Below are 24,252 nucleotides of genomic sequence, written 5' to 3' on the forward strand. Positions count from 1 at the left end.
GCGGGGCACGCGCCCCGCAACGGGAAACACCTCAAACCACTTCTCTCAGACTTACTTCGAAGCGAGACCCATCTGCTGACGCACGCTTTCCACGTTGTCGCGCGTAGCCAGCATGCCCGTCGTCAGCGTGAGCAGCGGCGGTTCCTTGCCTTGCGTGATCCACGTGTACATCAGATCCGAGGTTTCCTCGCCATGGCGCTTCGGGCTGATGATGACGGTGCCGTAGAAGCCCGTCGCCTGCGGCTTCTTGAACTCGTTGAGCGCCGAGTCCGAACCGCCGATGCCGATACCGATCATGTTGTCGGCCTTGAAGCCGCGGCCTTCCGCTGCGCGCACGGCGCCGAGCACGGCTTCGTCGTTCAGACCGTAGGCCACCCAGTGCTTGTACTGCGGGTTCTTCGTGAGCGCGATGTTCGCGGCATTGAAGGCGTTTTCCGTGTCGGTCTTCGCTTGCGGCGCCATCACGATGTTCGCCTTCGGGAAGCCCGCGGCCACGAGCGCGTCGGTCGCGCCCGACGTGCGGTCATGCGCCGTCGGCAGCTGCTCGTAGGTCACGTCGATTGCGCCGACGTCCTTCATGTCCCAACCGCGCTTCTTGATTTCGGCGGCGATGCCGTCACCCACCTGCTTGCCGATGTTGTACGCCGAGATGCCCATGTGCGGCACGGCCTCGATCGGCTTGCCCGCGCCGTCGACGAGACGGTCGTCCACCGTCATCATCTTGAGGTTGTCGGCCTTGGCCTTGGCAACGATGCCCGGTCCGAGCTTCACGTCAGGCGTGCAGATGATGAAACCCTGCGCCTTTTGCGCGGCCAGGTTGTCGATCGCGCTCATCACCTTCTCGCCCGAGGGCGCGCCGATCTTCACCAGCGTGAAGCCCTTTTCCTTCGCGGCCGCTTCCGCGAACTTCCATTCGTCCTGGAACCACGGCTCTTCGGGCTGCTTCACGAGAAAGCCGATCTTCACCTGATCTGCGGCCTGTGCCATGGGGGCTGTGGCGAGCGTCGCGCTTGCGGCGACCGCGGCGGCCATCAGCGTCAGAAAGATGCGTCGTTGCATGTTGTCAGTCTCCTGTCTTCTTCAGTCACGGGAAGGGTATCGGCCGCCTCTTCTTTTACCCGTCGAACCGCGCGGCCAGCGCTTCGGCGGATTCCTGCGTATGCTTTATTCCTTCGTGCTGCGAATTATTTTTTCCAGTCTCTCATTCGTGATGCAGCGCCGTGCGGCCGCCATCTATCGTGATGCAGCTCGCGTTGATGAACGGCGCTTCGTCCGAGGCGAGAAACACCGCCGTCATCGCCACTTCCTCCGGGCGACCAATGCGCTTCATCGGCGGCAATTCGAGCGTGGCCTTGCGCGCCGCTTGCGGGTCGGGCTGCGCGTTCCACCAGTCGTGCGTGAGCTGCGTTTCGATGTAGCCCGGCGCGATCGCGTTTACGCGCACGTTCTTCGGCGCGTACTCGATGCCGAGCGCCCGCGTGAGCCCGATTACGCCGTGCTTCGCCACCGGGTACGGAAAGCAGCCCGGAATGATCTGGAACGCGTGCGTCGAGGCGATGTTGATGATGCTGCCCGCGCGCCGTTCGACCATGCCCGGCAGCACCGCGCGGCAGCCGTTCCACACGCCGTCGAGATCCACGGCGAAGCAGCGGCGCCAGTCGTCGTCGGTCATCGTGAGCGGATCGGCGAACACGTTGATGCCTGCATTGTTCACGAGCACGTCGACCGGGCCGAACGCGTGTTGCGCTGCTTCCACGGCGGCGCGCACCGAGGCGGACTGCGTCACGTCGGTTTGGACGGCGAGCGTTTGCGCGCCTTCACATGCGCTCGCGATCTCGCGCGCCGTGGCAACGGCCGTCGCGCCATCGAGCTCGGCGAGCACGACAGCGGCGCCCTCGGCCGCGAACGCGCGCGCGATCGCCGCGCCGATGCCGCGTCCGGCGCCGGTGACGAGTGCGACCTTGCCCGCGAGGCGATTCACTTTTGCGCTCCGTGCACGGCTTTCCAGCCTTCGATGAAAGCCAGCGCGTTCGCGCGCGTGGCCGCCGCGTCCTGGCCTGGCTTGTAGAGCGCCGAGCCGAGGCCGAAGCCGCTCGCGCCCGCGGCCAGTTGTGGACCCATGTTGTCGGGCTTCACGCCGCCCACGGGCAGCAGGGGCACCACCGGCGGAATCACGGCGCGCCACGCCTTCGTCACGGCCGGCCCGAGTTGCTCGGCGGGGAACATCTTGAGTGCGTCGGCGCCGTGCTTGAGCGCCGCGAACGCTTCGGTCGGCGTGGCGACGCCGGGCACGCACGCGAGGCCCTGGAGCTTCGCGGCGAGGATCACATCGGTGTCGGCGTGCGGCATCACGATCAGCTCGCCGCCGGCTTCCCGCACGTCGCGCACGCGCTCGGTGGTGAGCACGGTGCCCGCGCCGATCATCGCGTCCGCAGGCAGGGCCTGGCGCAATGCGGCGATGCTGTCGAGCGGCTGCGGCGAATTGAGCGGCACCTCGATGATCCGAAAGCCCGCTTCGTAAAGCGCGCGGCCATGCTCGGCGGCCTCGGCGGGCTTGATGCCGCGCACGATCGCGACCATGCCGCACACACCGAACGCGGCGACGAAGCCAGCGTGAGGCGTGTACGGGGCGGGCAGGTTCAGTTCGGGTTCCATGTCGGCTTCCTGTTGCTTGGCTTCGTGTCTGGTTCGATTCAGCGGGCTCGATTCATCCGCACGCGTTTAGCGCGGCGCGACCAGCCCGGCCTGTACCGCAATGCGCCAGAGCCCGTGTTCGGTCGCTTGACGCACGAGATGCGCGCCGCTGCAGCCGAATGCGGCAAGCGCCATGCGGTAGCGCTCGCACAGCGCCTCGGCGCCGATGAGCTGCGGCGCGCAGCCGGCAAGCGCCACGTCGCGCCGCGAGAGCGCCGCTTCGAGGCCTGCCAGCTCGTGCCCGATCACGAGGCCCGAGAGATAGTCGGGCTGCTCGTCGGCGGCTAGCTGGGCCGTGAGGCCGAGCGTGCGCGTGCTAAACGCCGTGGCAAGCAGGCCCACGCAGCCCTGCTCGCGCGCCACGCCCACACCACGCAGGAACGCGGCCGTGTCGGGCTCGACGGGATGCTTCATCGTGCGGCCGAGGATCGTATGCGCGCACAGCGCCGCGTAGACCTCGCCCGTCATGAAGGTGTAGAAGCGCGCAATACGCTCGCCCTCCACCACCACCCATTTCGCGTGCGTGCCGGGCAGGCCGATGAGCGACGTTTGCGGCGCAGACTCGTCGGTCGATCCACTCAACGCGCCAAAAATCTGCGTTTCCTCGCCGCGCATCACGTTGGGCAGCGCACCCGGCTCAAGGACCCCCGGCACCACGGCGACTTCGGCGCCGCACGCGGCGCGTACGCGCACGATACCGGCCACCAACGCCTGGGCGCTCGCGGGGGTTTCGACATAAGGCGCCTGCACCCAGCCCTGGGCGCTGCCGACCATGCCCGCCGCCAGCACCGGCAGCGAGGGCGCATCGGCGAGCCATACGCCGCACGCTTCGTCGAAGGCGGCGTCGAAGCCGCCTTCTTCGGCGGGCACGGGCAGGTTCATGATCCCCGCCGTCGAAACACGCGTGGCGATCACCTTGCCCGCCGCATCGAACAGATACGCACGCAGCGAGGTCGTGCCCCAGTCGAGCGCGATCAGCGCGGCTTCGCGGGTGATCGCGCCGTCGTTGACGTCGATAGCCGCGCCGCTTGCAGGCTTCTCGCTCGCTTTCATCGGCGAATCCTGCGCGTGGTGGGCTGCGGCGCGCGCCAGCCCAGTTCCTGCGAAATCGCGCGCGCCTCGCGCTGCACGACCGGAATCAGTTCGTCCATGCGCTCGAGCGGCATGTAGGGAATCGTGCTCGCCACCGAAAGCGCCGCCACGATTGCGCCAGAAGCGTCGCGCACCGGCGCCGCCACGCAGCGGATCGAAATTTCGTTCTCCTCCAGATCGAACGTGTACCCGCCCGCCGAGTAAGTGGCCATGCGCTTGAGGAAGGTATCCGGTTCGAGACTGTGATCGGGGCGGAAGCTCACGCCCGCGAGCGTGCGGCGCGACGCGTCGAACAGGTCGCGCCACGTTTGCGGCGCGAGGTCGAGCATCATCGCCTTGCCGATGCCCGTGGACGCGAGCGGCATGCGGTGCCCCACGCGCGAACGCATCTCGAGGCCGCGCTGGCCGGGAATCTTGTCGATGTACAGCACGTCGTCGCCGTCTCGCACGCCGAGGTGGATCGTGTCGAGCGTTTCATCGGCGAGCGCCTGCAGATGCGCTCGGGCAACGGCCGTGAGCGGCATCTGCTCGAGCGCGATGGTGCCGAGTTCGATGAGCTTCGGTCCGAGCAGGTAGCCGCCCTGCACCTGGCGCAGGTAGCGCGCTTGCACGAGGCTCGAAACGAGGCGGTGCGTGGTACTGCGCGTCGTGCCGAGCACCGCGCCGAACGAGCGCAGGTCGCGCACGCCAGCGGCGGCGGCTTCGAGAATGGCGAGGCCGCGCAGGAGCGTCTGGGTGCCGGCCTGCTGCATCGAGCCGTCGAGCAACGTGCTCGTGACGCCGATTTCATCAGCGGCGGGACGGCCTTTCGGCTGCGCTGCAGCGGCGCTTGCCGCGGCGTTTTGCACTGGCGCGGCCTCGTCGGGGAGGTTCGCGGCGAGTGTGGAAGACATCGCTTTGTTCATGGCGAGGGCGATGAAGGGAAACGTTCGAAAAGGCGCGTGCCGTCAGACGGCGCGCGAACCCTGCTTCGGGAGACGGCGCGGCGCGCGGGCGGCCGGGGCACATCGGGCATGGAGCGGCGGGCGGCGCGTGGCCGCGCAAAGCGCTGGCTGAAGCATGACGAACGTCTCCTTTGCTGTCCGGTTCGCTCCGCGTCTTACGCGTGCGCCGGATTTATCTGGATCTGCCGACGGTGTTTGCCGCGCACGATGTCATCGCGGCATGTCGGATGGCTGGATTGTAGGCAGGTTTTTTCGAGTTCTCCAATATGTGATGGGGTCGCTCATATATTGGGAAAATAGACAAGCGGCTGCCCTCCGCCGAATGGCCAACAAGGGACAGAAGCTGCGGGGTAGTTGATCCAGGCTTGGGCGCGCCCACCCAAGCCTGCAGAGACTTGAGCGATGTCATACCCGGTGCAAACGGGTCGCTCAACGTTCTGCGGGTTATATAAAATTTTGTATAATTTCACCCATACGAAGCCATTGGAGTTTTGAGGCAGCGCACTCGCAGATTTGCGGAAATTTCCGGAACAGGCGCGTCAGGAAGCCGGTCGGCAGTTGCGGCGCGTCCAACGCGGCCTCGACCCGAACGACTGGAAGCCCGTGAATCCCGTTGGCCGCGGCGCGCGTGAGATACGCATTCGCGACACGAGTGGCGCGTTTCGCGTGATTTACGTTGCGCACATCCGCGACGCCATCCACGTGCTGCATTGTTTTCAGAAGAAGTCCGAGAAAACGACCTTCGTCGATCTTTCGCTTGCCGCGCGCCGCTATCGCGACGCATTAAACAAGGAGTCCAAACCATGGGCCGCCAGAGTCACGGGAACCATGACCGCCAGCGCTTCGATAGCGTTTGGGACGCACTCGAAAACACGCCCGAAGCTGCGCAGAACATGACGCTGCGCAGCGACCTCATGATCAGCCTCGAAGAGCACATCAATCGCAACAAACTGACCCAAACGCAGGCCGCCGCGCTCTTCGGCGTGACCCAGCCGCGCGTGTCCGACCTCATGCGCGGAAAGATCGATCTGTTCTCGCTCGATTCGCTCATTAACATGGCCGTAGCCGCGGGCATGAAGGTCGAAATGCGCATTACCGCCGCCTCCCCGCGCGACGGCGACACGCAAGAAAAAACGGCTGCCGGATAACTCCGGCAGCCGCTTCCTGACACGCTACGCGCAACTGCGCTGCGCCCTTACTTCCCGGCGGGCGCCTTGTACGCCACGCAGTCCACTTCGACCTTGCAGTCCACCACCATGCTCGACTGCACGCAAGCGCGTGCCGGCGGATGCTCGCCGAAATACTCGCGGAACACCTTGTTGAACGACGTAAAGTCGCGCGCGTCATCGAGCCACACGCCGCAGCGCACCACGTGCTCCGCGCCGTAGCCCGCTTCCTTCAGGATGGCGAAAAGATTCTGGATGGCCTTGTGCGACTGCTCGACGATACCACCGTTGATCACCTCGCCGCCTTCCATCGGCGTCTGGCCCGAGACATACAACCAGCCGTCGGCTTCCACGGCGCGCGCGAACGGCAGATGTTGTCCGCCCTGGCCCTTGCCGCCTTCCGCTCCAATTCGTTTCATCGTTTGCTCCTTTGAGATCGTGCGGCGCGCGCGGCTTTTTGGGCCATGCGCGCCGAGGGTCGAAATTCGATAGATAAAGCTTGTTTAAAAGGCATTCGCCTCGGCCTGCGCCTCACGCTTGCCTCGCGCGACGAAGTGGCCCGCGCGCTCACCCGTAGGCTGGCCGTCGCGGTACGAGAGGACGCCGTTCACCCACACCGCGTCGATGCCTTCCGCCACCTGCTGCGGCTTCTCAAAAGTCGCTGCGTCGCGCACCTTGGCAGGGTCGAACAGCACGAGGTCGGCGTGCCAGCCCACATGCACCTCGCCGCGTTGCGAAAGGCCGAAGCGCCGCGCAGAAAGGCCCGTCATCTTGCGCACCGCTTCTTCGAGCGGCAGCAAGGCCGCGTCGCGCGCGTAGTGACCGAGCACGCGCGGAAATGCACCCCATAGGCGCGGATGCGGCAACGGGTCATTCGGCAAGCCGTCCGAGCCGACCATCGTGGCCGGATGCGAAAGAATGCGGCGCACGTCGTCTTCGGACATGTTGTGATACACCGCGCCCGCCGGCTGCAGGCGCTTGCCCGCTTCCTGCTGCGAAACGCCCCACTCGGCCGCGATGTCCTTGATGAGCTTGCCCGCCTGTTCGGGGTGCGGCGTGGACCACGTGATCGTGATGTCGATGTCGCCCGTCACCTGTTTGAGGTCCAGCGTGGAAGAACTGCGGCTATACGGATAGCAGTCGCAACCCACCGGCTGATACTTGCGCGCGCTTTCGAGCGACGCGAGCACCTCCGTGCTGCGCCCCCAGTTGGAAGGGCCCGCGCATTTCAAGTGCGAGATCACCACCGGCACGCGCGCATGCTGGCCGATGTGGTACGCCTCGTTCATCGCTTCGAGAATCGCGTCGAACTCCGTGCGCATGTGCGTCGTATAGAGCGCGCCGGCGGCGGCGAGCGGCTGGGCAAGCGAGGCGACCTCTTCGGTCGAAGCCTCGAACGCCGAACCGTAGGCGAGGCCCGTGGAAAGGCCGAGCGCGCCGTGCGCGAGCGCGTCTTCGAGCTGCGCGCGCATGGCCGCGATCTCGTCGCCGGTGGCGGCGCGCTTCAGATCGTTCATGTGATTGTTGCGCAGCGCCGTATGGCCGATCAGCGCGCCGACGTTCACGGCGGGCCGCGCCGCGTTCACCGCGTCGACGTAGGCGGAGAAAGTCGGATAGCTGAACGCATCGCGCTCACCGAGCAGGTTCATCGGGTCGGGGGGATCGCCCTTGAGCGTCACCGGCGACGCGCTGATCCCGCAGTTGCCGACGACCACCGTCGTCACGCCCTGGCTGATCTTGGGCAGCATTTGCGGCGCGCGGATCACGTGCGTGTCGTCGTGCGTATGGACATCGATGAAACCCGGCGCGAGCGCGCGCCCATTGGCCTCGATCACCTCTTCCGCGAGCCAGTTCGACAGGTTGCCGATCGCGACGATGCGCCCGTCGCGCACGGCCACGTCGCGCTCGACGGGCGGCGCACCGGTGCCGTCATAAAGCATGGCGCCGACGATCAACGTGTCGGCGGCTTCGGGGTGCGAATGCATACGCGTCTCCTCAGGATGGCTCTCAGTTCGACGTTCAGTCACCGAGCGGCTGGCGTTCGCCGCCGCCGCGATGCGCGTCCAGCGTGTGCTTCATGCGGCGCAGCAACTCGCGGCTTTCCTCGGGTTGCGCGAGCGCCAGCTCGGTCACGAGCACGTCGAGTGCCATCATCATCGCGTAACGTGACGACGACGGCTTGTAGATGAAATCGGTCTCGCTCGCGACGATCGGCACGAGCCAGTCGGCGAGCGCGGCGAGCGGCGAAGCCGGCGCGGTAAGCGCGACGAGCTTCGCGCCGTAATCGCGCGCGATTCGGCACGCATCGACGAGTTCGGGCACGCGGCCTGTTACGGAAAGCGCGACGACCACGTCTTCGGGCGAGAGCGTGCTCGCCACCATGCGCTGCAGCAAGCTGTCCTGGTACGACGCCACCGGACGGCCCAAGCGCACGAGGCGAAAGCGCATTTCGTCGGCGAGCGCGCTCGAGCCGCCGCCCATGCCGAACACGTAGATCATGCGGGAGCGCGCCAGCGCCGCGACGGCCTGAGCTAACGGCGCCTGGCGCAGCAGTTCGTGGTTGCGCGCGAGTGCCGTATGAATTTCGTCGTAGACGCGCGTGGCGAGCGGCTCGGCCTCAGCATCGGCGGCGCGCGGCTTGGCCGCGCCTTCGGAAGTGCCGGCGGGGCCGCCGCGCAGGAAGCGGTCACCCACCGCGGCCGCCTGCGCGAGTCGCAGCTTGAGTTCGCGCACGTCGTGGCAGCCCACCGTCTTCGCAAAGCGCGTGACGGAGGCAATGCTCACGCCCGCGCGCTGCGCCAGCTCGCCGATGCTCGCACGCGCGGCGCTGGCGAGATCATCGAGGATCAGCGCGGCCACATCGCGCTCGGCCGGACGCAGTTCGGGCACGCATTGCGCAATACGCGCGACGATGTCGAAGCGGGCCGGATCGGCGGCGGTGTTCATTGCAGGGAGTCTGTTAATAAATAACAATTCACGAAGCGATGTTACTTTGTGTACTATCTCCAAGTCAACGCCGGCCCAGAAGATGCCGGTGTAGCGGAGCCGCATGAAGCATATGGAGCGAAGGGAAATGAAAGTTACAAACTATCAGAGTGCAACGATCGACCCGAATAGCAAGGGCCTTGGCAACCTGCCGGGCGCGAGCGTGCCGCTCGGGGACGCTGGGCGCCTCGAATGGAATCTACTCGAAGAGGACGTGAGCCTGCCGGCAGCTGTGCTCTATGCCGATCGCGTCGAGCACAATCTCAAGTGGATGCAGGACTTCGTCACGCGCTACGGCGTGAAGCTCGCCCCGCACGGCAAAACGACGATGGCGCCGCAGCTCTTTCGCCGCCAGATCGAAACGGGCGCGTGGGGCATCACGCTCGCCACGGCGCACCAGACGCGCGCCGCCTACCGCGGCGGCATCTCGCGCGTACTGATGGCGAACCAGCTCGTGGGCCGCCACAACATGGCGATCATCGCCGAGCTGCTGAGCGACGCGAGCTTCGAGTTCTTCTGCCTCGTCGATTCCGTGGAGGGCGTGGAGCACCTGGGCGAGTTCTTCCGCGCATCGGGCCGCACGCTGCAGGTGCTGCTCGAACTGGGCGTGCCGCGCGGGCGCACGGGCGTGCGCGACGCCGACACGCGCAACGCCGTGCTCGCCGCCATCGCGCGCTATCCCGACTCGCTCAAGCTAGCGGGCGTGGAAATCTACGAGGGCATCCTCAAGGAAGAAAGCGAAGTGCGCACCTTCCTGCGCGACGCGCTGAACGTCACCGAGGAACTGGCTGCCGCTGGTCGCTTCGCGCGCTCACCCGCGCTGCTCTCGGGCGCGGGTTCGGCCTGGTACGACATTGTCGCGGAAGAGTTCGCGCCGGCCACGCAAGCCGGCACGATCGACGTGGTGCTGCGCCCCGGCTGCTACGTCACGCACGACGTGGGCGTCTACAAGCAGGCTCAGTCGCAGATCCTCACGCGCAACCCCGTGGCGCGCGAGATGGGCGTGGCGCTCCTGCCCGCGCTGCAACTTTGGGCCTACGTGCAGTCGATTCCGGAGCCGGGCCGCGCCATCATCGGCTTCGGCAAACGCGACGCCGCGTTCGACGCCGGCTTTCCAGAACCGTCGCGCCACTATCGCCCGGCGAATGGCGGCGCACCGCGCGAAGTGGCGGCAAGCGAAGGCTGGGAAGTGTTCCAGATGATGGATCAGCACGCCTACCTGAAGATTCCGGCGGGCGCGGACCTGAAGGTCGGCGACATGATCGCGTTCGACATCTCGCACCCCTGCCTCACGTTCGACAAGTGGCGCCAGGTGCTGATGGTCGATGCGAAATATCGCGTGACGGAAGTGATCGAGACGTTCTTCTGAGTGGGCCGCGCCTCGTTGAAAACTGCGGTGCAGGCTTAGCCCGCTTCGGGCTCGGCCTCCTGAGCCTGAGCGAGCGCCGCCGCCGCCTCGCCGATGCGCGCCTCCATCATTCCCAACGCGCCCGACAGCGCTGCGAGCGCCTCGTCGGGCAGTGACATCGTCACGTTGAGGAACGCGTTGCGGCGCGGCAGGCCCTCTTCGATCACGGCGCGGCCCGCGTCAGTCAGCGTGACGTTGGTGATGCGGTTGTCGCGCTCGTCGGCGCGGCGCGCGATCCAGCCGAGCGACTCCAGCGCCTTCAATTGCCGCGTGAGCGCGCCCGGGTCTACGCGCAGCCGCTCGACGAGCCGCTTTTGCGACGACTCCCCGTCCTGCTCGTAAAGCGCGAGCAGAATGCGCCAGCGCGGCAGCGGATGCCCGACCTGCGCCTCGAACGCCGACATGAACGACCGGTAGGTCCGTCCAAACTGCTGCACGATGGCGATGCGATCCTGAATTTCCATGCTTTGTTTTCCTGCCGGCTTCCTTGCCGGTTTCTGCCGGCGTCCACTACGGGCCGAGGCAATTCAATCCGCGTGAATCACGGGCTCCATCTTGCGCTGCAGCTTGACCGGCGGCACGCGCCGGGTTTGCCAGACCGACACCACCGCGACCACTGCCGCCACGGCAATGCCCAGGTGAATCGCGCTCACGAGCGCCTCGCGCGCGGCTTCGAGCAGCGGCGCACCAAGATGCCCGGCGTGCGTGAGATCGGCGATCAGCGAAGCCTGGGCGTCGCGGTTGATCAGGATCTGGGGGTCGGCGAGCTGCGGCAGCCAGTGCGTGGCGTGATCGGCGTCCAGCGCGCGCTGAACGCCGCTCGAATAAAGCTGCGTGACCATCGTGCCGGTGAGCGCCGTGCCGATCATGCCGCCGATCATCCGCAGCGACTGCAGTAGTGCGGTGGCGATGCCCAGATGCTCGCGCCCAGCGGTCTGCTGCGCGAATACGGTGAGGTTGGGCATGACGAAGCCAAGACCGATGCCAGCCACGATCATGAACGCCATCAGCAGACCGCGCGGCGTGCCGCGCGTGGCGAGCGCCACCGCGAAGCACGCCGCCGCCATCATCGAGAAGCCGATGTAGAGCATCAGGTTCGGATTGCGGATGCGCGAGACGATGCGCCCGTTCGCGATACTGCCGATCGTGATAAACACCACGAGCGGCGTGATGACGACGCCCGCTTCCTTCGGCGTCATGCCGAAGCCGCCCTGGAACAGGAGCGGGGCATAGAAGAGCAGCGAAAACATCGTGAAGCCGCCCAGCACGGCGAGCGTGAAGAGCGCGTTGAGGCTCGCGTTGCGGAACATGTCGACGGGCAGGATGGCCTGCGGGCAGCGCCGCTCCCATTGCCAGAGCGCCCAGCCGGCCGCCACCGCGAGGGCGAGCAGGCCGATGGCCGAAGCCCTGAGACCGTGTCCCGGCAGACGCTCCACGAAAAGCTGCAGGCTGCCGAGCGCGACCGCGATGAGGAGCGCACCTGGCCAGTCGAGGCGCATGCGCGCCTCGTGCGCCACGTGGCGCAAATGCGGCAGATACTTCCACACGAAAAACAGCGACAGCAGGCCCACGGGCAGATTCACGTAGAACACGGAACGCCAGCCGTAATACTGCGTGAGGAAGCCGCCGAGCGACGGCCCGATCGCGTTGGCGATACCGAACGCAGAGCTCATGAGCACCTGCCAGCGCAGGCGCACGACGGAATCGGGAAAGAGATCGGGAATGCAGGCGAACGCCGTGCCGACCAGCATGCCGCCGCCGATGCCTTGCAGCCCGCGCGCAATCACGAGGAACAGCATGCTGTTGGCGGCGCCGCACAGCACGGATGCGGCGGTGAACACGACGATCGACGCGATCACGAACGGCTTGCGCCCGTAATAGTCGCCGAGGCGCCCAAAAATGGGGACGGTGATGACCGAGGTGAGCAGATAAGACGTGGCGACCCACGCGTAAAGCTCGAAGCCGCGCAGCTCGGCGACGATGGTCGGCAGCGCGGTGCCCACGACGGTCTGGTCGAGCGCGACGAGCATCGTCACGAACGAGACGCCGAGCATCGCCAGCAGCGACTCCCGGAACGGCAGAACCTGCCCGCTCGAATGGTGGGCAGCGGTATGAACGGCCATTTTTTGATCCAGCAACGGTTGACGCGTCAAGGATCGATCATCATAGCACGGCGCGATCCACTACACTGGGGCGTCGAACGGCGGCGATGCCCCGCCATCGTTGCTGAAAATCCGGGAGCGCAATGGAACCCATCACCGAACCCACAAGCGAACCCACGGCCGCCGATCCGGCCCGCGCGAGCGCCGCGGCGGCCCTCGCCGAGGGCGATCTCGACGCGCTGCGGCGCGCCAAACATCAGCTCGAAACGCCGCCGCTCGGCATGAAGCTCGCGGCCATCGTAGGCGCGCCGGTGGAAAAGCTGATCGCGCGGCTGCCCGGCGTCGCGAACGACAAGGTGGCCGACGCGACGCAAACCGCGCTGCGCAAGTGCCTGCAGCTCGCGCTGAAAACCCTCGGCAAGCAAGGTGCGCTCTCCGCCGCGGAACCTCGCCCGAGCACGAAGCCGAGCAACCTGCTGCACAAGTTCGCGGTTGCGACCACGGGCGCGGCGGGCGGCGCATTCGGCCTTTTCGCGCTGCCGGTCGAGTTGCCCGTCACGACCACGCTGATGTTTCGCTCAATCTGCGACATCGCCCGCAGCGAAGGCGAGAATCTGGCCAGCACCGACACGCAGCTGCAATGCCTGACCGTGTTTGGCATGGGCGGCCGCTCGCCTGCCGACGACGAAGCCGACTTCGGCTATTTCATCGCGCGCGGCGCGCTCGCGAAGGCCGTATCGGCGGCATCGTCGGAAATGGCAACGAAGGGCTTCGCCGCGCACGGTTCAACCGCACTCCTCAAGCTCATGCAGACCGTGGCTGCGCGCTTCTCCGTGCAGGTGAGCGAGCAGGTCGCGGCGAAATCGATACCGGCCATCGGCGCGGTGCTCGGCGCGATGGTCAACACCGTGTTCATCGACCATTTCCAGCAGGTGGCGCATGGGCACTTCACTGTGCGCCGGCTCGAGCGCCGCTACGGCGAAGCCGCCGTGCACGCGGCCTACGACGCGATTGACGTCTCGCTCGATTGAGGCGGCTGCGGTTTCTCGTCGCCGCGCGCCGATGCAGCGCTCACGCGGCGCACGAAGTTCGCGGCGACGTCGAGCGTGCGGCGCGCTTCGGGCATGAAAGGCGCATAGATCGGCCAGATGTGCGGCATGCCGCTGGCAATCTCGCACTCGACCGTCACGCCGGCGGCGCGCGCGCGTTCGACTACGCGGCGCGTGTCGTCGAGCAGCGTTTCGGAGCTGCCCACGAAGAGGCTTAGCGGCGGCAAGCCGCGAAAGTCGGCATAAAGCGGCGACACGTAGGGATCGGTCGCGCTTGCCGAGCCGAGGTAGAACGGCGCAATGCGCGCGAATACCTCGCCACTGAACATGGGATCGCGCCCGTCGTTCTCGCGTATCGAGGCGCCCGTCGCTGCAAGATCCGTCCAGGGTGAAAAGAGCACGGCGCCAGCGGGGAGCGGATCGCCCGCGTCGCGCAAGGCGACGAGCGTGGCTAGCCCAAGCCCACCGCCCGCCGAATCGCCGCCAATCACGATCGAGCCGGGCCGCGTGCCGTTTGCCAGCAAATGGCGATACGCGGCCAATGCGTCCTCGAGTGCGGCGGGAAACGGATGCTCGGGCGCGAGCCGATAGTCGAGCGAGAAGACGTCGGCGCCGGCGCGCTTGCCCAGACCGAACGAAATCGCGCGCTGCGAGCGCGGCGAGCAGAAGTAATACCCACCGCCATGCAGATAAAGGAGCGTGCACTGCGCGGGCGGGCGCTCGCGGATGAGCCACTCGCCGCGCAACGGGGCATCGGAGGCGTCGTACTGTTCGCGCAAGCGCCAGCCGCTCGGCACGCCTGGCGTCCAGATGCGCCTCGCCGTCAGCATGCGCACGCGTGCGACGTCGATCGACTTGCGCGTTTGTGGCAGAAAAGTGCGGCGCAAGCACCTGCAGATCAGCCTGCTTTGCCAGCTCATCGGCTCAGCCCTCCGCGGCACTCGAACTGGGCTCGACCAGCACCCGGCGGCGGTCAATCGATATCGTCCCGCAATCAGACGTCGATTGCGGGAACGAGCGGCGCGCGCAGTCCCGCGAGTGAGGCCAACGATCGCGCGCCGATCAATTGGCGGGCAGCACCTGGCCGCGAATCTCGCCTGACGGGTTCTGCGCCGTATGAACGTTGAAATACCACTGCCCGCCCATCAACTGGGTGACCTGCTGCTCGTTGAGCGTGGCGGAGCCCTTGATCGGGCTTGCCAGTTCGCCCTTCGGAATCGGTACCTGCACCCCGGCGTTCTGGCCAACCGGCGCGGGGCCGTGGAAATGCGCAGCCTGCGCCGGGCCGGAGAGGCCTTCGTAGGTGATGGTCCAGTTCAGCGATTTCGTAGACGTGTCGAACGTGGCGTTGAGCATGCCGTGGCCCTGGCTCACACGCGGCGGGACTTCGCTGGATGGTTCGAGATCGGCTTTCAGCGCGACGGTGTCGGCGTACGCGGCGCTGGAGGCGAGGACACACAGAGCGAGAGCGAGCTGCAGCGGACGAAGCACATTCATGGAATTTCTCCTGTTTTTGTGGCGCGCTGCACCAGAAGGCACAAAACCGCGCTCCCACATGCTAGAGCAAATCTGCTGGCCGCGTCCGCTGCGCCGATGTCGGCCCACCGTAAGCCATGGGCAATAAAAAAGGCGCCGCTAGCGGCGCCTTTCAACCCAAGTACTACCTTCTTGCCATCCGACGCTACGCGTTCCCGTTCGCGATGCTTGTGACCGCTTGTGACCGCTTGTGACAATCACGATTGAGAATGCGAAGGCCCCGAATCCTTAGAAGCGGTGACGGATGCCCGTCGTGACGATCCCTTGGTTCTTGCTCGACGAGAAGTTGTTCGACGGCAAGTTAGCATTGTCGCTGTTGCCCTGGAAGCCCACTTGCGTGATGCCCGCCGCGTTCTGGCCCGCGCCCCACACGCCCACACCTTCGAGGTAGACATCGGTACGCTTGGAGAGCGCGTAGTCAGCCTGCAGACCGAACTGATTCCAGTGCGCCGACGAGCTGCCGGTCCCGGAGTCAATACCCGCGCCGTTCGCGTTCGTGTATGCGTACATCGCGCCAAGGCCGAGTGCCGGCGTCAGGTTGTAGCGGAAGTTCGCTTCAACGTTGTTGTAGCGCACCGAATCGATGAACTTACCATTGAGGCGCGACTGCGTGAACACAACGCCGCCGACCATCGGGCCATAGGTGTAGTTTGCGCCTGCGCCCCAGGTGCGCTGACGGTTACCCGAGGCCATCGCACCGAATGTGCTCGCAAGCGACGAACCCTGGACCGAGCCGGTGCCGGTGCTATCCACGCCATTGATCTGCATGTAAGCCGCAGCGAGACGCAGCCCCTGGTTCGCATAGCTCATGCCGGCGCTGTACGCACGGTTGATTGCGAAACCAGACTGGTTCGAGAACGCGTACATGCCACCGAACTGGAAGCCCGCGAAGTTCGGGCTGGTGTACTTGATCGAGTTGTTGAGCGAGAACGTGGCGTTCAGGTTGTCGTTGTCGATCACGTGCGCCATGTAGGTGCCGCCCCAGGTGCCGACTGCGGTGAGCGGCGCGATGTAGTCGACCATCGAGTCGAACTGGCGACCGAGCGTGACCGTGCCGTACTGGTCTTGCGTCAGACCGACATACGATTGACGATTGAACAGGCCGCCGTTTTGCTGCCCATTCGCGACATTAAAGCCACTTTCCAACGTGAAGATCGTCTTCAGGCCGCCGCCGAGATCCTCAACGCCGCGCAGACCCCAACGGCTCGTCTGAACGTTACCGCTCGTCAGAGCGTATTTGGCGTTGTTGTTCACGTTCGTCGTGTACGTGAAACCGGCATCAACGATACCGTAGAGCGTGACGCTGCTTTGCGCGTACGACGCCGATGCAAAAGTCGCAGCGACTGCCGCCGCGATAGCCAGTTTCTTTTTCATATGCTTCCTTCGATGCAAGGCCTTTCGGCAAAAATGGATGCCGTTGCCGGTCTCACGCCGGCATAGCGATTCCGTAATGCAGTGCACGCAGCACCGCGTTGATTTGCATGGCGAAGTTTATGGGCGTCACCTTTTGACGAACCATCCGATATCTCAACAAAAGCCTTTTCGAATTAGTTGAATCCCCCTGCGGTAAACCCTCGAACGCTTGTAATTCAATGCTCACGACTTATCTTGTTTTTCTCTGTCTCGATCATTTCATTCGGTATCCCGATAAAGCGTTGCAGTCGGACAACACCGGTAATTCGGGATAAAGCATCGATTCGGACGATTCCCATTCCGTTTGCCCAACGCGCATCGGTACTATCCCTCTCGGCAGCGTCAAGACTTGTCGCCCGACTTCACTTTTCTTCATCGCACCGCCCATCCGCCTCGTGTCCACGCCCCCCAAAAACATGAATCAGCTTCAGGCCATGCGCGTGTTCATCAGCGTTGCCGAGCACGGCTCGTTTGGCCGCGCGGCGATGAGTCTGAACATGTCGAACGCGGTGGTCACCCGCTACGTGGCGTTGCTCGAAGCCCATCTGGAAACGCGGCTCATCAACCGCAACACGCGCAGCGCGTCGCTCACCGAGGCAGGAGCCGCCTATGCTCAGGGCTGCCGTCAGGTCCTCGACGATCTGGCGCGCATCGAAACGCATATCGCGCATGGCGTATCGGTACCGTCAGGCACGTTGCGCGTCGTCGCGCATGCATCGTTTTCACTGCACGGCCTCACGCCGATGATCAAGTGCTACCTCGACGCGTTTCCGAAAGTCCGCCTCTCGCTTACGCTGCTGCACCGTCCGGTCGACCTGATCGAGGAAGGTTTCGACGCCGGCATCGTGGCGCCCCGCCAGGTGAGCGGCGGCACGCTGATCCGCCGCCCGCTTTTGAGCGTCGCGCCGGTCGCCGTCGCCTCGGCCGCCTACCTCGCTTGCCATGCGACGCCGCAATGCCCCGCCGATCTCCCCCGCCACACGCTGCTCGCGCCTTCCGCCGATATTCACGGCAACGAATGGCACTTCGAAGGCCCAGGCGGCGACCGCGAACCTGTGCGGATCGAGCCGGCGTACGCTGTGAACAATTCCGTGATGCTGCGTCAGGCCGCGATCGCCGGTATGGGCATCACGATCCTTCCGGCAAACCAGGTGGACGCCGATCTCGCATCCGGCCGGCTCGTGCGCGTGCTCGCCGGGTGGGACATTCGTGACGCAGACAAGGAACTCTCGCTCGTCTACCCCGGCCGCCGCCACGTTCCGGCAAAAACACGTTCGTTCGTTGACTTCACAGTCGAATGGTTTCGCCGGCGCGACACCTCAACGGCAAGCGCGATTACCAGCATTCCCTGTAATAGTTAATTGATCGAAATTGTCTCGATTTCTTTCTGGCCGCCGACTAAGCTAGGAACTGCGAGAAGTGACTCTTCATCGAAGGGTCTCCAAGCTTGAACGCGGCTTCGGCCGCGTTTTTTTTCGCCCGTTTTTCGCCCGCCTAGTGCCCCGTTTTTGCCCGCTTGTTGCTCCTATTCCCCTGCGGCCGTCCATTTCCTGATGTACATCATTCACGCGAGCAGAGCGGCCTGTTGCTCGATTCCGCCCAGCATCGCCTGGCACGTGCGGATGAGCGCGTTGCCTTCCTCACGCAGTTGCTCGGCAGTGTGACTGTTCATGTGACGGCGAAACGTCTCGAGCTCGGCGAGCAGCGCAGGGTATTGCAGCACGCCCACCGCACCGGCGAGCCGGTGATGCCACTCGCGCAAGCGCGCGACATCGGCGTGTTCGAGGAGCGGCGGCAACGCGTCCAGGTCGTCGCGCATCGCCGAAACGAACGAGCCTAGCAACGTCTTCACGGTCGCCTCCCCGCCCCAGACCTGGATCATATGCGTGAGATCCAGCGGCTCGAACGTCCGTGCGTATGCAAGCTTTTCCGCGCGCGCTCCGTCAGAACCCCCGCGCCCCTCGGGAGACGACTCCGATGCCCCAGAAACCTTCGAAACCCTTGAAACCCGCGACGCTGCTTGCCCCGCTGTTGGCCTATTGCCGCCTGCCTTGCGCGCGGCTTCGCCCTGCACGGTACGCCGCATGCCCTCCACGCCGAACCAACGCGCGAGATGCTCGCGCAGCGTGGCCACGCGCGTGGGCTTGATGAGGCAATCGTCCATGCCCGCTTCGCTGCACTGACTCATGTTCTCGGGCGCCGTATTGGCCGTGATGCCGAGTATCGGCAAGCGCCGCGCGCCGCGCGCCTTCTGCTCCATCTGGCGTACGCGCCGCGCGAGATCGTAGCCCGACACGTTCGGCATATGACAGTCGGTTATCAGGCAGCCGTATTCGCATTCGGCCAGCGCTTCGAGCGCCTGCGCACCATCGTCGACGACGTCGCATGCGAACCCGATCAACGCCAGTTGATGGCGGATCAGCTCCTGATTGACGGGATGGTCTTCCGCCACGAGGATGAGGCGGCCGGCAGCGCGTTCCTGCTCCCGATCGGGCGCCGGTAGTGTCTTCTCGACGTCGGCGGCGGGACGCGACGGGCTGGCCGCCTTGACCGGCAGTCCCGCCAGCGCCATCGCGCAAACGACGCTCAAGCCACGCCAGGACAACGGGTTGACGCTCACGCGCACGCCGCTCTCGGCCACGCGATAGCCGCTTGGCTTCGGGTTCTCCGTCAGGCAAAGCACAGGTGCACCGAGCTTGCCCAAACGATCGATCAGCGCTTCCGACACGAACAGTAGATCGGCCTTGTCCGCGCTCGCGGCGCGAGCAGCGTCCGCTGGCGCGACGCGGCGCATTTCCATGCCGAGCGCCGCGCCAAAATGCATCAATGCGGCGGCGACGCTCGCGTCCTCGCACGTCACGAGCGCGCGCTTGCCGCGCAGCCCGGCCGTCGTGCTGCTGCGTGCCTCCACTGGCAATTCGATGTGCAGCGTGAGGCTGGTGCCGCGATCCACTTCGCTCTCGAGCTCCAGCGTGCCGCCCATCAACGCCGAGAGCTTGCGGCAGATCGTGAGGCCGAGCCCCGTGCCGCCGAAGCGTCGCGTGGTCGAGGTCTCGGCCTGCACGAACGGCTCGAAGAGCTGTGCCTGCGCTTCGGGCGCAATGCCGATCCCCGTGTCGGTCACCGAGATCGAAAGCCGCTGATGAGAGGGGAGCGCGCCGCCGCGGGCGCCGACATCGCGTGCGCGAACATGCACGCTCACCTCGCCCGCCAGCGTGAACTTGATCGCATTGCCGAGCAGATTGAAGAGGATCTGCCGTAGGCGCACGCTGTCGCCGCGCAAGAGCGCCGCGACCTCCGGCTCCACATCCACGCGCACCTTCAGCCCCTTCTCGTGCGCACGCGCGGCCAGCAGCCCGACGGCGTTGTCGACGAGCTCGCGCATGTCGAACGGCTGCGAGTCGATCACGAGGTGGCCGGCCTGGATCTTCGAATAGTCGAGCAGATCGTCGAGTATCTGCAGCAGCGCCCCCGCCGATTCGTGCACCATGGCGACCATTTGCGCCTGATCGGGGTTGAGCGGCGTGCGCTCGAGCACCTCGACGAGACCCAGCACGCCGTTCATCGGCGTGCGGATCTCGTGGCTCATCATGGCGAGAAAATCGTCCTTCGCGCGAGAGGCCGCCTCTGCGGTGTCGCGCGCGTGCTCGAGTTCGTCTGCGCGTGCGTGCTCGACGTTCGCATCCAGCGCATAGCCGCTCCAGACGATCGCGCCATCGTCGGCGCGGCGCGGCGCGAACTCCGCGCGCACCCACACGAATCCGGCCGCGCCTTGAAAGCGGAACTCGGCGTGCACGGGGACGAACCGGCGCGCGGAGCGTTCGAGCTGCGAGGCGAGGCGCGCGCGATCGTGACGCCCCACCTGCGAGAGATCGACCGAATGCGCGCGGCGCAGCATGTCGACGGTGTCGCCGAGGAGCCGCTGCGTGTCGCCGCCAATGTACGGAAACGAGTAGCGGCCGTCGAGCGAGCGGCGCAACTGGAACACGATCGCGGGCAGCGAACCCGTCACCTCCGAGAGGAGCCGCTCCGATTCGCGTTCGCGCAGCTCGGCGCGGCGAATGTCGGTGACATCGATCATCGTGCCGAGCACGCAGAACGGCGCGCCCTGCGGGTCGCGGCACAGGCGCGTCCAGAAAATGCCATGACGCGCCTCCCCGCGCGCGTTCTCGAAGATCAGCTCGACACGCTGGCTCTCCCCCTCGACGATCGTGAGCCGGTAGAGATCATCCATGCGGCGGCTGTTTCCGGGCCCCCATGCCATCACGGCCGAACCCGTGCGCCCGACGACGCGGGCGCGCGCCAGACCGGTCGATTCCTCGTAGGCGCGATTGATCGCGAGATAGCGGTTTTCGAGATCCCGCGCACCGAGGGGATACGGGATCATCTCCATCATCGTGTCCTGCAGTTCCACCTGCCGCGCGAGCACCTGCTCCGCGCGCCGCCGCCTGTGCATTTCGCGCTGGAGCAGCACGTAGGCGCGCAGCGTGACGAGAAGCAGCACGCCGAACACGATCAGGAGCGGCAGGAGCCGCAGTGCGTTCACGCTCCAGCCGCCGGCCCGGGTGGAGACGGCTGCGGTCCAGCGATTGCGGATCTTTTGCTGTTCGGCGGGCGACATCGCGCCGAGTGCGCGATTGATGAGTCCAGCGAGCGGGGCGAGGTCGCAGCGCACGGCAAACGCCGTCGAATCATCGACACCTACCGCGCCCAGCACCTTCAGCTTCTCGAGATAGCTGCCGCTGAGCGGCTCGTCGAGCGCGGCCGCGTTGCCCACCAGCACATCGGCCTCGTGGCGATCGACCATCGCGAGCCCTGCTGCGAGGCTTGCCGCGCGCACGACCTGCGTACCCGGCAGTTCCTGCATTTCCGGCGCGTGCGGCGCCAGCACGATGCGGCGGCCCGCAAAGTCGGCAAGCGAGCGCGCCATCGGTTCGTCGCGGCGCCCCACCATGACGAGCGGATAGTGCTCGAACGCGTCCGTGTAGGCCACGCCGGAGTCGAACACACTGTCCCTCACCGCGGTCGCGGCGAGCGCGATCTCACCACGTTGCAACGCGGCGCCCGCGCTCGTCCAGGGAGAAATAGGCACGCGCTCGAAGCGAATGCCAAGGGTGCGCCCCAGATAGTCTAGATAGTCGTTGGCCATGCCCGACGGCTCGCCAGCCTTGTTCGTGAGGCTGAACGGCACCCATCCGCTGTCGTAGCCCGCTTTCAGCGGCGGCAAGGCGCGCAGCCACGCGCGCTCGTCGGCGCTCAGGCTGAACGCGGACGGCGCCCCCTCTCCCGACGCGCCGCCGTCGAACCAGCGTGCCCGCTCGGCCGCTGCCGCGGCAGGCCGCACGCCAGCCAGAAGAAGATCGAGCCGATCGCGCAGGACCGATCTGGAGACCGGCACGCCATAGCGCAGCTCGCGCATGCGGTCGCGCTCCTCGAAGGCGACGCGCAGATCACCGAATCCTTCGAGCGTGAGCTGATAGCGCGCCACTGGCGAAAATCCTGTGTAGACGTCGGCCTTACCCTGCGCGACGGCGCGCAGCGCTGCCTGCGTGGTCGCGAACGTTTCGATGCGCGCCTGCGCGAAGCGCTCGCGCAATGCGGATTCGAGGGCGTAGCCGCGCTCGACTGCAAACGTCGCGCGCGCGAGGCGCGCCGGCTGGGTCGCAAGTGCGGTATTCCCAGCACGCGTGACGAATGCCGTGGTGCCGGTCAGGTACGGCACGGTGAAAGCAAGACAGCGCTCGCGCGACGGCGTGCGCGCGAGGCTCATCACGATGTCGACATCGCCCGCGCAGGCCGCAGCGAGCAACGCTGGCATGTCCGCAAATACGCGTGGCTGAAGCTTGACGCCAGCACCGGCGAGCAGGCGCAGATAGTCGGCGCTGAAACCGGTGAGCGTGTCGCCGTCGAGCACTTCGAGCGGCGCCCAGCCCCCCGCTACCACGCCGACGACGAGCTGCGGCGGCAGCGACGTGGCGATCTGCCGCGAGAGCGCGATGCCCTCGCTTGTTGGCTCACACTGCGTCGCCGCGCTCGCCGCAGCCACGGAAAACGCGAGCACCCATGCCGCGGCGAGCGCGCCAAGGCAGCCAAACCCGCACGCAAGCCCGCGCCCCCGCCACGATGCAGCCGGACGCGCGCGAAGACAGAAGATGCGGAGAATCGACCTCATCGGCAAGCGCCATACGGGATTTCAAACGCCGTCGCGAGATGGCGTAGGGACAATGCGCGAGCGGCGGCCCACGAGGCGGTATGCCGCGCCAGCCGCGGCACCCCCGAACAACGGCGCCGCCCAGAAGAGCCAGAGCTGATCGAGCGCCCATTCGCCGGCGAACAACGCGGGACCGGTCGATCGCGCCGGATTCGCGCCACCGTTGCTCACGGGGATGGCGATGAGATAGATGGCGGCAAGGCAGGCGCCAATGGCGAGCGCCGCAGTCTTGCGGCGTGCGACCGTGCTCGACATCAGAAGGTGGAAGAGGACGAACACGAACGAGACCGCCAGTTCCAGCAGGAACACGGCGGCGAGGGCATATTCGCTCGGCGAATGTTCGTCGTAGCCGTTGCTGCCGAGGTCGGACACCGCGACGGAAAAGCCCGGGCGCCCGCTCGCCACGCGTACGAGCAACGCCGCACCGAGAATGGCCCCGATGGTCTGCGCCGCGAGGTAGGGCCCGGTATCGCGCACCGGAAAGCGCCCGGAAACCGCGTAGCCGATCGTGACAGCGGGATTGAAGTGGGCGCTCGCCGCGCGGGCGGCGGCATAGTTCGCCACCGTGAGCGCGAGCCCGAATGCCGCGGCGACTTCCAGAACGTTGAAGCCCTGGGAAGGCGGGCTCGCGTTGAGCGCCATGGCTGCGCAACCGGCGAACACGAGCCACGCGGTGCCCGCACCCTCGACCGCCAAACGCCTACCGAGCTTCATTGTTTCGTCTCCGTGTCCGGACTACATCCCGGCCCAATTCCGACCGGGCCGTCCTTTGATCGCATTGCCGGGACGGCAATATCTGACGAGCCAAGCGTTGAGCTTGGGATTATCGGGGAGCCGATCCTCGCATTCAGATAGGAGAACTCTTAAAACGCTGTGCGCATTGCGCAAGACAAGGCGAGAGAAATTCCCACGGACGTAGGAATTAATTGGGGACGCGCGACGCCTGGAGATGAATCAGGACAGCCCCACCTGCGTAGCGAAGTCGCTCAGATCGCTCTCCGTGACGAGCCCGAGCTTGCGCATGGTGCTGCGCTTTTGCGCGCTGATTGTTTTGCCGCTGCGCTGAAACCGTTGGGCAATCTGACAGATCGACATACCCTGCGCGTAAAGCTGGAAGACTTCCCATTCGCGCGCGCTCGGCATACCCGCGCAGAGGGCGAACGTGGCGTCGGCCCGCGCGAGCGTTTCGCGTGCGCGGCGCGAGAGAAACGGCTTGCGGGCGCGTGCGGCGGCAACGGCGAGCAGGAGATCGTGCGCGACGTCGCGCTTGTCGACGATGACGTTCAGGCCGTGATGCAGCAGCCCCGTCAGAACGTGCGGTGTCGACACCATGCTCAGGAGGACGACCGCAGGTGCGTCTCGCGTTTGCGCGAGGCGCCGTAGCAGAGTAAGGGAGCCATATTCGCCGTCGAGACCCGGCATGCAGAGATCGGAAATGACGACGTCGCAGGCGGTCATATCGAGCTGCATGGCGAGCCCATGCGTGTTGCTGGCTTCGCCAACGACGAGGGCTCGCGCCGTTGCATGCAGCAGGCTCGCCACGCCGAGCCGGATACACGCGTGGTCATCGGCGACGATCACGCGCAGCGGCTCGCCCGTGCGAGGCGCGTCTTCTCGAACGACCCGGCTAGCCTGCATCGGAGACCGTGCGT

Annotated in this window: 20 protein-coding genes and 1 pseudogene; 5 read left to right on the forward strand and 16 right to left on the reverse strand. The window is 66.0% G+C overall.

The window, feature by feature from the left end; translation table 11 throughout:
• Positions 1 to 51: 51 nt before the first annotated feature.
• The 5 genes from JMY28_RS02855 to JMY28_RS02875 form a co-directional block, all read right to left on the reverse strand.
• Positions 52 to 1,059 carry an arabinose ABC transporter substrate-binding protein gene (locus JMY28_RS02855; RefSeq protein ID WP_201694390.1) on the reverse strand — a complete coding sequence of 336 codons (1,008 nt, stop codon included), beginning with the start codon at positions 1,057 to 1,059 and terminating at the stop codon, positions 52 to 54.
• Between the two features lie 142 nt (positions 1,060 to 1,201).
• Positions 1,202 to 1,981, reverse strand: a complete 780-nt coding sequence (locus tag JMY28_RS02860) for an SDR family oxidoreductase (protein WP_201694391.1) — start codon at positions 1,979 to 1,981, stop codon at positions 1,202 to 1,204.
• Positions 1,978 to 2,655 (reverse strand): 2-dehydro-3-deoxy-6-phosphogalactonate aldolase, encoded by a 678-nt coding sequence (locus tag JMY28_RS02865; RefSeq protein ID WP_201694392.1) that lies wholly within the window; start codon positions 2,653 to 2,655, stop codon positions 1,978 to 1,980. Before JMY28_RS02865 ends, JMY28_RS02860 begins: the two co-directional genes overlap by 4 nt.
• Positions 2,656 to 2,721: 66 nt before the next feature.
• Positions 2,722 to 3,747 carry a 2-dehydro-3-deoxygalactonokinase gene (locus JMY28_RS02870; RefSeq protein ID WP_201694393.1) on the reverse strand — a complete coding sequence of 342 codons (1,026 nt, stop codon included), beginning with the start codon at positions 3,745 to 3,747 and terminating at the stop codon, positions 2,722 to 2,724.
• Positions 3,744 to 4,691, reverse strand: a complete 948-nt coding sequence (locus JMY28_RS02875; protein ID WP_201694394.1) for an IclR family transcriptional regulator — start codon at positions 4,689 to 4,691, stop codon at positions 3,744 to 3,746. The genes JMY28_RS02870 and JMY28_RS02875 overlap by 4 nt, the downstream gene beginning before the upstream one ends.
• 552 nt (positions 4,692 to 5,243) lie before the next feature.
• On the opposite strand from JMY28_RS02875, the pseudogene JMY28_RS38845 reads away from it, so the two are divergent.
• Positions 5,244 to 5,507, forward strand: a pseudogene (locus JMY28_RS38845) (type II toxin-antitoxin system RelE/ParE family toxin); the annotation flags it as partial.
• A gap of 26 nt (positions 5,508 to 5,533) precedes the next feature.
• Positions 5,534 to 5,878, forward strand: a complete 345-nt coding sequence (locus tag JMY28_RS02885; protein WP_201694395.1) for a helix-turn-helix domain-containing protein — start codon at positions 5,534 to 5,536, stop codon at positions 5,876 to 5,878.
• A gap of 47 nt (positions 5,879 to 5,925) precedes the next feature.
• Here the strand turns inward: JMY28_RS02885 and JMY28_RS02890 are convergent, their stop codons facing one another.
• From JMY28_RS02890 to JMY28_RS02900, 3 genes are all read right to left on the reverse strand, one after another.
• A complete protein-coding gene (locus JMY28_RS02890) occupies positions 5,926 to 6,315 on the reverse strand; it encodes a RidA family protein (RefSeq protein ID WP_028201897.1) in 390 nt (129 codons plus the stop codon).
• A gap of 84 nt (positions 6,316 to 6,399) precedes the next feature.
• Entirely contained in the window at positions 6,400 to 7,881 is a 1,482-nt protein-coding gene (locus JMY28_RS02895) for an N-acyl-D-amino-acid deacylase family protein (RefSeq protein WP_201694396.1), read from the reverse strand.
• Between the two features lie 34 nt (positions 7,882 to 7,915).
• Entirely contained in the window at positions 7,916 to 8,842 is a 927-nt protein-coding gene (locus tag JMY28_RS02900; RefSeq protein ID WP_201694397.1) for a MurR/RpiR family transcriptional regulator, read from the reverse strand.
• Positions 8,843 to 8,969: 127 nt separating this feature from the next.
• Here JMY28_RS02900 and JMY28_RS02905 point away from each other — a divergent pair, with 127 nt between their 5' ends.
• Positions 8,970 to 10,250, forward strand: coding sequence for an amino acid deaminase (locus tag JMY28_RS02905; protein ID WP_201694398.1), 1,281 nt, complete (start codon positions 8,970 to 8,972; stop codon positions 10,248 to 10,250).
• A gap of 35 nt (positions 10,251 to 10,285) precedes the next feature.
• Here JMY28_RS02905 and JMY28_RS02910 read toward each other — a convergent pair whose 3' ends face one another.
• Positions 10,286 to 10,753, reverse strand: coding sequence for a MarR family winged helix-turn-helix transcriptional regulator (locus JMY28_RS02910; protein WP_201694399.1), 468 nt, complete (start codon positions 10,751 to 10,753; stop codon positions 10,286 to 10,288).
• Between the two features lie 63 nt (positions 10,754 to 10,816).
• Complete coding sequence (locus JMY28_RS02915) at positions 10,817 to 12,412, reverse strand: MDR family MFS transporter (RefSeq protein WP_201694400.1); 1,596 nt, start codon at positions 12,410 to 12,412, stop codon at positions 10,817 to 10,819.
• Positions 12,413 to 12,534: 122 nt separating this feature from the next.
• On the opposite strand from JMY28_RS02915, the gene JMY28_RS02920 reads away from it, so the two are divergent.
• Entirely contained in the window at positions 12,535 to 13,422 is an 888-nt protein-coding gene (locus JMY28_RS02920) for an EcsC family protein (protein WP_201694401.1), read from the forward strand.
• On the opposite strand, the gene JMY28_RS02925 is transcribed toward JMY28_RS02920, so the two are convergent.
• The 3 genes from JMY28_RS02925 to JMY28_RS02935 all read right to left on the reverse strand — a co-directional run bounded on the left by JMY28_RS02925 (position 13,392) and on the right by JMY28_RS02935 (position 16,350).
• The gene (locus JMY28_RS02925) at positions 13,392 to 14,360 is read right to left on the reverse strand and encodes an alpha/beta hydrolase (RefSeq protein ID WP_201694402.1); all 969 of its coding nucleotides are present in this window, start codon (positions 14,358 to 14,360) and stop codon (positions 13,392 to 13,394) included. The genes JMY28_RS02920 and JMY28_RS02925 overlap by 31 nt on opposite strands.
• Before the next feature lie 142 nt (positions 14,361 to 14,502).
• Positions 14,503 to 14,937, reverse strand: a complete 435-nt coding sequence (locus JMY28_RS02930) for a CHRD domain-containing protein (protein ID WP_201694403.1) — start codon at positions 14,935 to 14,937, stop codon at positions 14,503 to 14,505.
• 267 nt (positions 14,938 to 15,204) lie between these two features.
• Positions 15,205 to 16,350: a porin gene (locus JMY28_RS02935; RefSeq protein ID WP_201694404.1), complete on the reverse strand. Its 1,146-nt coding sequence runs from the start codon at positions 16,348 to 16,350 to the stop codon at positions 15,205 to 15,207.
• A gap of 455 nt (positions 16,351 to 16,805) precedes the next feature.
• Between JMY28_RS02935 and JMY28_RS02940 the strand changes: the two genes are divergently transcribed.
• Positions 16,806 to 17,750, forward strand: coding sequence for a LysR family transcriptional regulator (locus JMY28_RS02940; protein ID WP_201694405.1), 945 nt, complete (start codon positions 16,806 to 16,808; stop codon positions 17,748 to 17,750).
• A gap of 203 nt (positions 17,751 to 17,953) precedes the next feature.
• Here JMY28_RS02940 and JMY28_RS02945 read toward each other — a convergent pair whose 3' ends face one another.
• The 3 genes from JMY28_RS02945 to JMY28_RS02955 form a co-directional block, all read right to left on the reverse strand.
• Complete coding sequence (locus JMY28_RS02945) at positions 17,954 to 22,561, reverse strand: ATP-binding protein (RefSeq protein WP_201694406.1); 4,608 nt, start codon at positions 22,559 to 22,561, stop codon at positions 17,954 to 17,956.
• Between the two features lie 21 nt (positions 22,562 to 22,582).
• Entirely contained in the window at positions 22,583 to 23,314 is a 732-nt protein-coding gene (locus JMY28_RS02950; RefSeq protein WP_201694407.1) for an aquaporin, read from the reverse strand.
• 240 nt (positions 23,315 to 23,554) lie between these two features.
• On the reverse strand, positions 23,555 to 24,238 hold the full coding sequence (locus JMY28_RS02955) for a response regulator transcription factor (protein WP_201694408.1): 684 nt from the start codon (positions 24,236 to 24,238) through the stop codon (positions 23,555 to 23,557).
• Positions 24,239 to 24,252 lie beyond the last annotated feature (14 nt).

This window comes from Paraburkholderia hiiakae, from assembly GCF_904848665.1.
In the GTDB taxonomy this organism is placed as follows: Bacteria; Pseudomonadota; Gammaproteobacteria; order Burkholderiales; family Burkholderiaceae; genus Paraburkholderia; species Paraburkholderia hiiakae.

Excerpts from the sequence above, each read along its gene's own strand:
- JMY28_RS02855 (WP_201694390.1), bottom strand. The coding sequence starts at position 1,059 with ATGCAACGACGCATCTTTCTGACGCTGATGGCCGCCGCGGTCGCCGCA.
- JMY28_RS02865 (WP_201694392.1), bottom strand. The coding sequence starts at position 2,655 with ATGGAACCCGAACTGAACCTGCCCGCCCCGTACACGCCTCACGCTGGC.
- JMY28_RS02870 (WP_201694393.1), bottom strand. The coding sequence starts at position 3,747 with ATGAAAGCGAGCGAGAAGCCTGCAAGCGGCGCGGCTATCGACGTCAAC.
- JMY28_RS02875 (WP_201694394.1), bottom strand. The coding sequence starts at position 4,691 with ATGAACAAAGCGATGTCTTCCACACTCGCCGCGAACCTCCCCGACGAG.
- JMY28_RS02885 (WP_201694395.1), top strand. The coding sequence starts at position 5,534 with ATGGGCCGCCAGAGTCACGGGAACCATGACCGCCAGCGCTTCGATAGC.
- JMY28_RS02890 (WP_028201897.1), bottom strand. The coding sequence starts at position 6,315 with ATGAAACGAATTGGAGCGGAAGGCGGCAAGGGCCAGGGCGGACAACAT.
- JMY28_RS02895 (WP_201694396.1), bottom strand. The coding sequence starts at position 7,881 with ATGCATTCGCACCCCGAAGCCGCCGACACGTTGATCGTCGGCGCCATG.
- JMY28_RS02900 (WP_201694397.1), bottom strand. The coding sequence starts at position 8,842 with ATGAACACCGCCGCCGATCCGGCCCGCTTCGACATCGTCGCGCGTATT.
- JMY28_RS02905 (WP_201694398.1), top strand. The coding sequence starts at position 8,970 with ATGAAAGTTACAAACTATCAGAGTGCAACGATCGACCCGAATAGCAAG.
- JMY28_RS02910 (WP_201694399.1), bottom strand. The coding sequence starts at position 10,753 with ATGGAAATTCAGGATCGCATCGCCATCGTGCAGCAGTTTGGACGGACC.
- JMY28_RS02915 (WP_201694400.1), bottom strand. The coding sequence starts at position 12,412 with ATGGCCGTTCATACCGCTGCCCACCATTCGAGCGGGCAGGTTCTGCCG.
- JMY28_RS02920 (WP_201694401.1), top strand. The coding sequence starts at position 12,535 with ATGGAACCCATCACCGAACCCACAAGCGAACCCACGGCCGCCGATCCG.
- JMY28_RS02925 (WP_201694402.1), bottom strand. The coding sequence starts at position 14,360 with ATGAGCTGGCAAAGCAGGCTGATCTGCAGGTGCTTGCGCCGCACTTTT.
- JMY28_RS02930 (WP_201694403.1), bottom strand. The coding sequence starts at position 14,937 with ATGAATGTGCTTCGTCCGCTGCAGCTCGCTCTCGCTCTGTGTGTCCTC.
- JMY28_RS02935 (WP_201694404.1), bottom strand. The coding sequence starts at position 16,350 with ATGAAAAAGAAACTGGCTATCGCGGCGGCAGTCGCTGCGACTTTTGCA.
- JMY28_RS02940 (WP_201694405.1), top strand. The coding sequence starts at position 16,806 with ATGAATCAGCTTCAGGCCATGCGCGTGTTCATCAGCGTTGCCGAGCAC.
- JMY28_RS02945 (WP_201694406.1), bottom strand. The coding sequence starts at position 22,561 with ATGAGGTCGATTCTCCGCATCTTCTGTCTTCGCGCGCGTCCGGCTGCA.
- JMY28_RS02950 (WP_201694407.1), bottom strand. The coding sequence starts at position 23,314 with ATGAAGCTCGGTAGGCGTTTGGCGGTCGAGGGTGCGGGCACCGCGTGG.
- JMY28_RS02955 (WP_201694408.1), bottom strand. The coding sequence starts at position 24,238 with ATGCAGGCTAGCCGGGTCGTTCGAGAAGACGCGCCTCGCACGGGCGAG.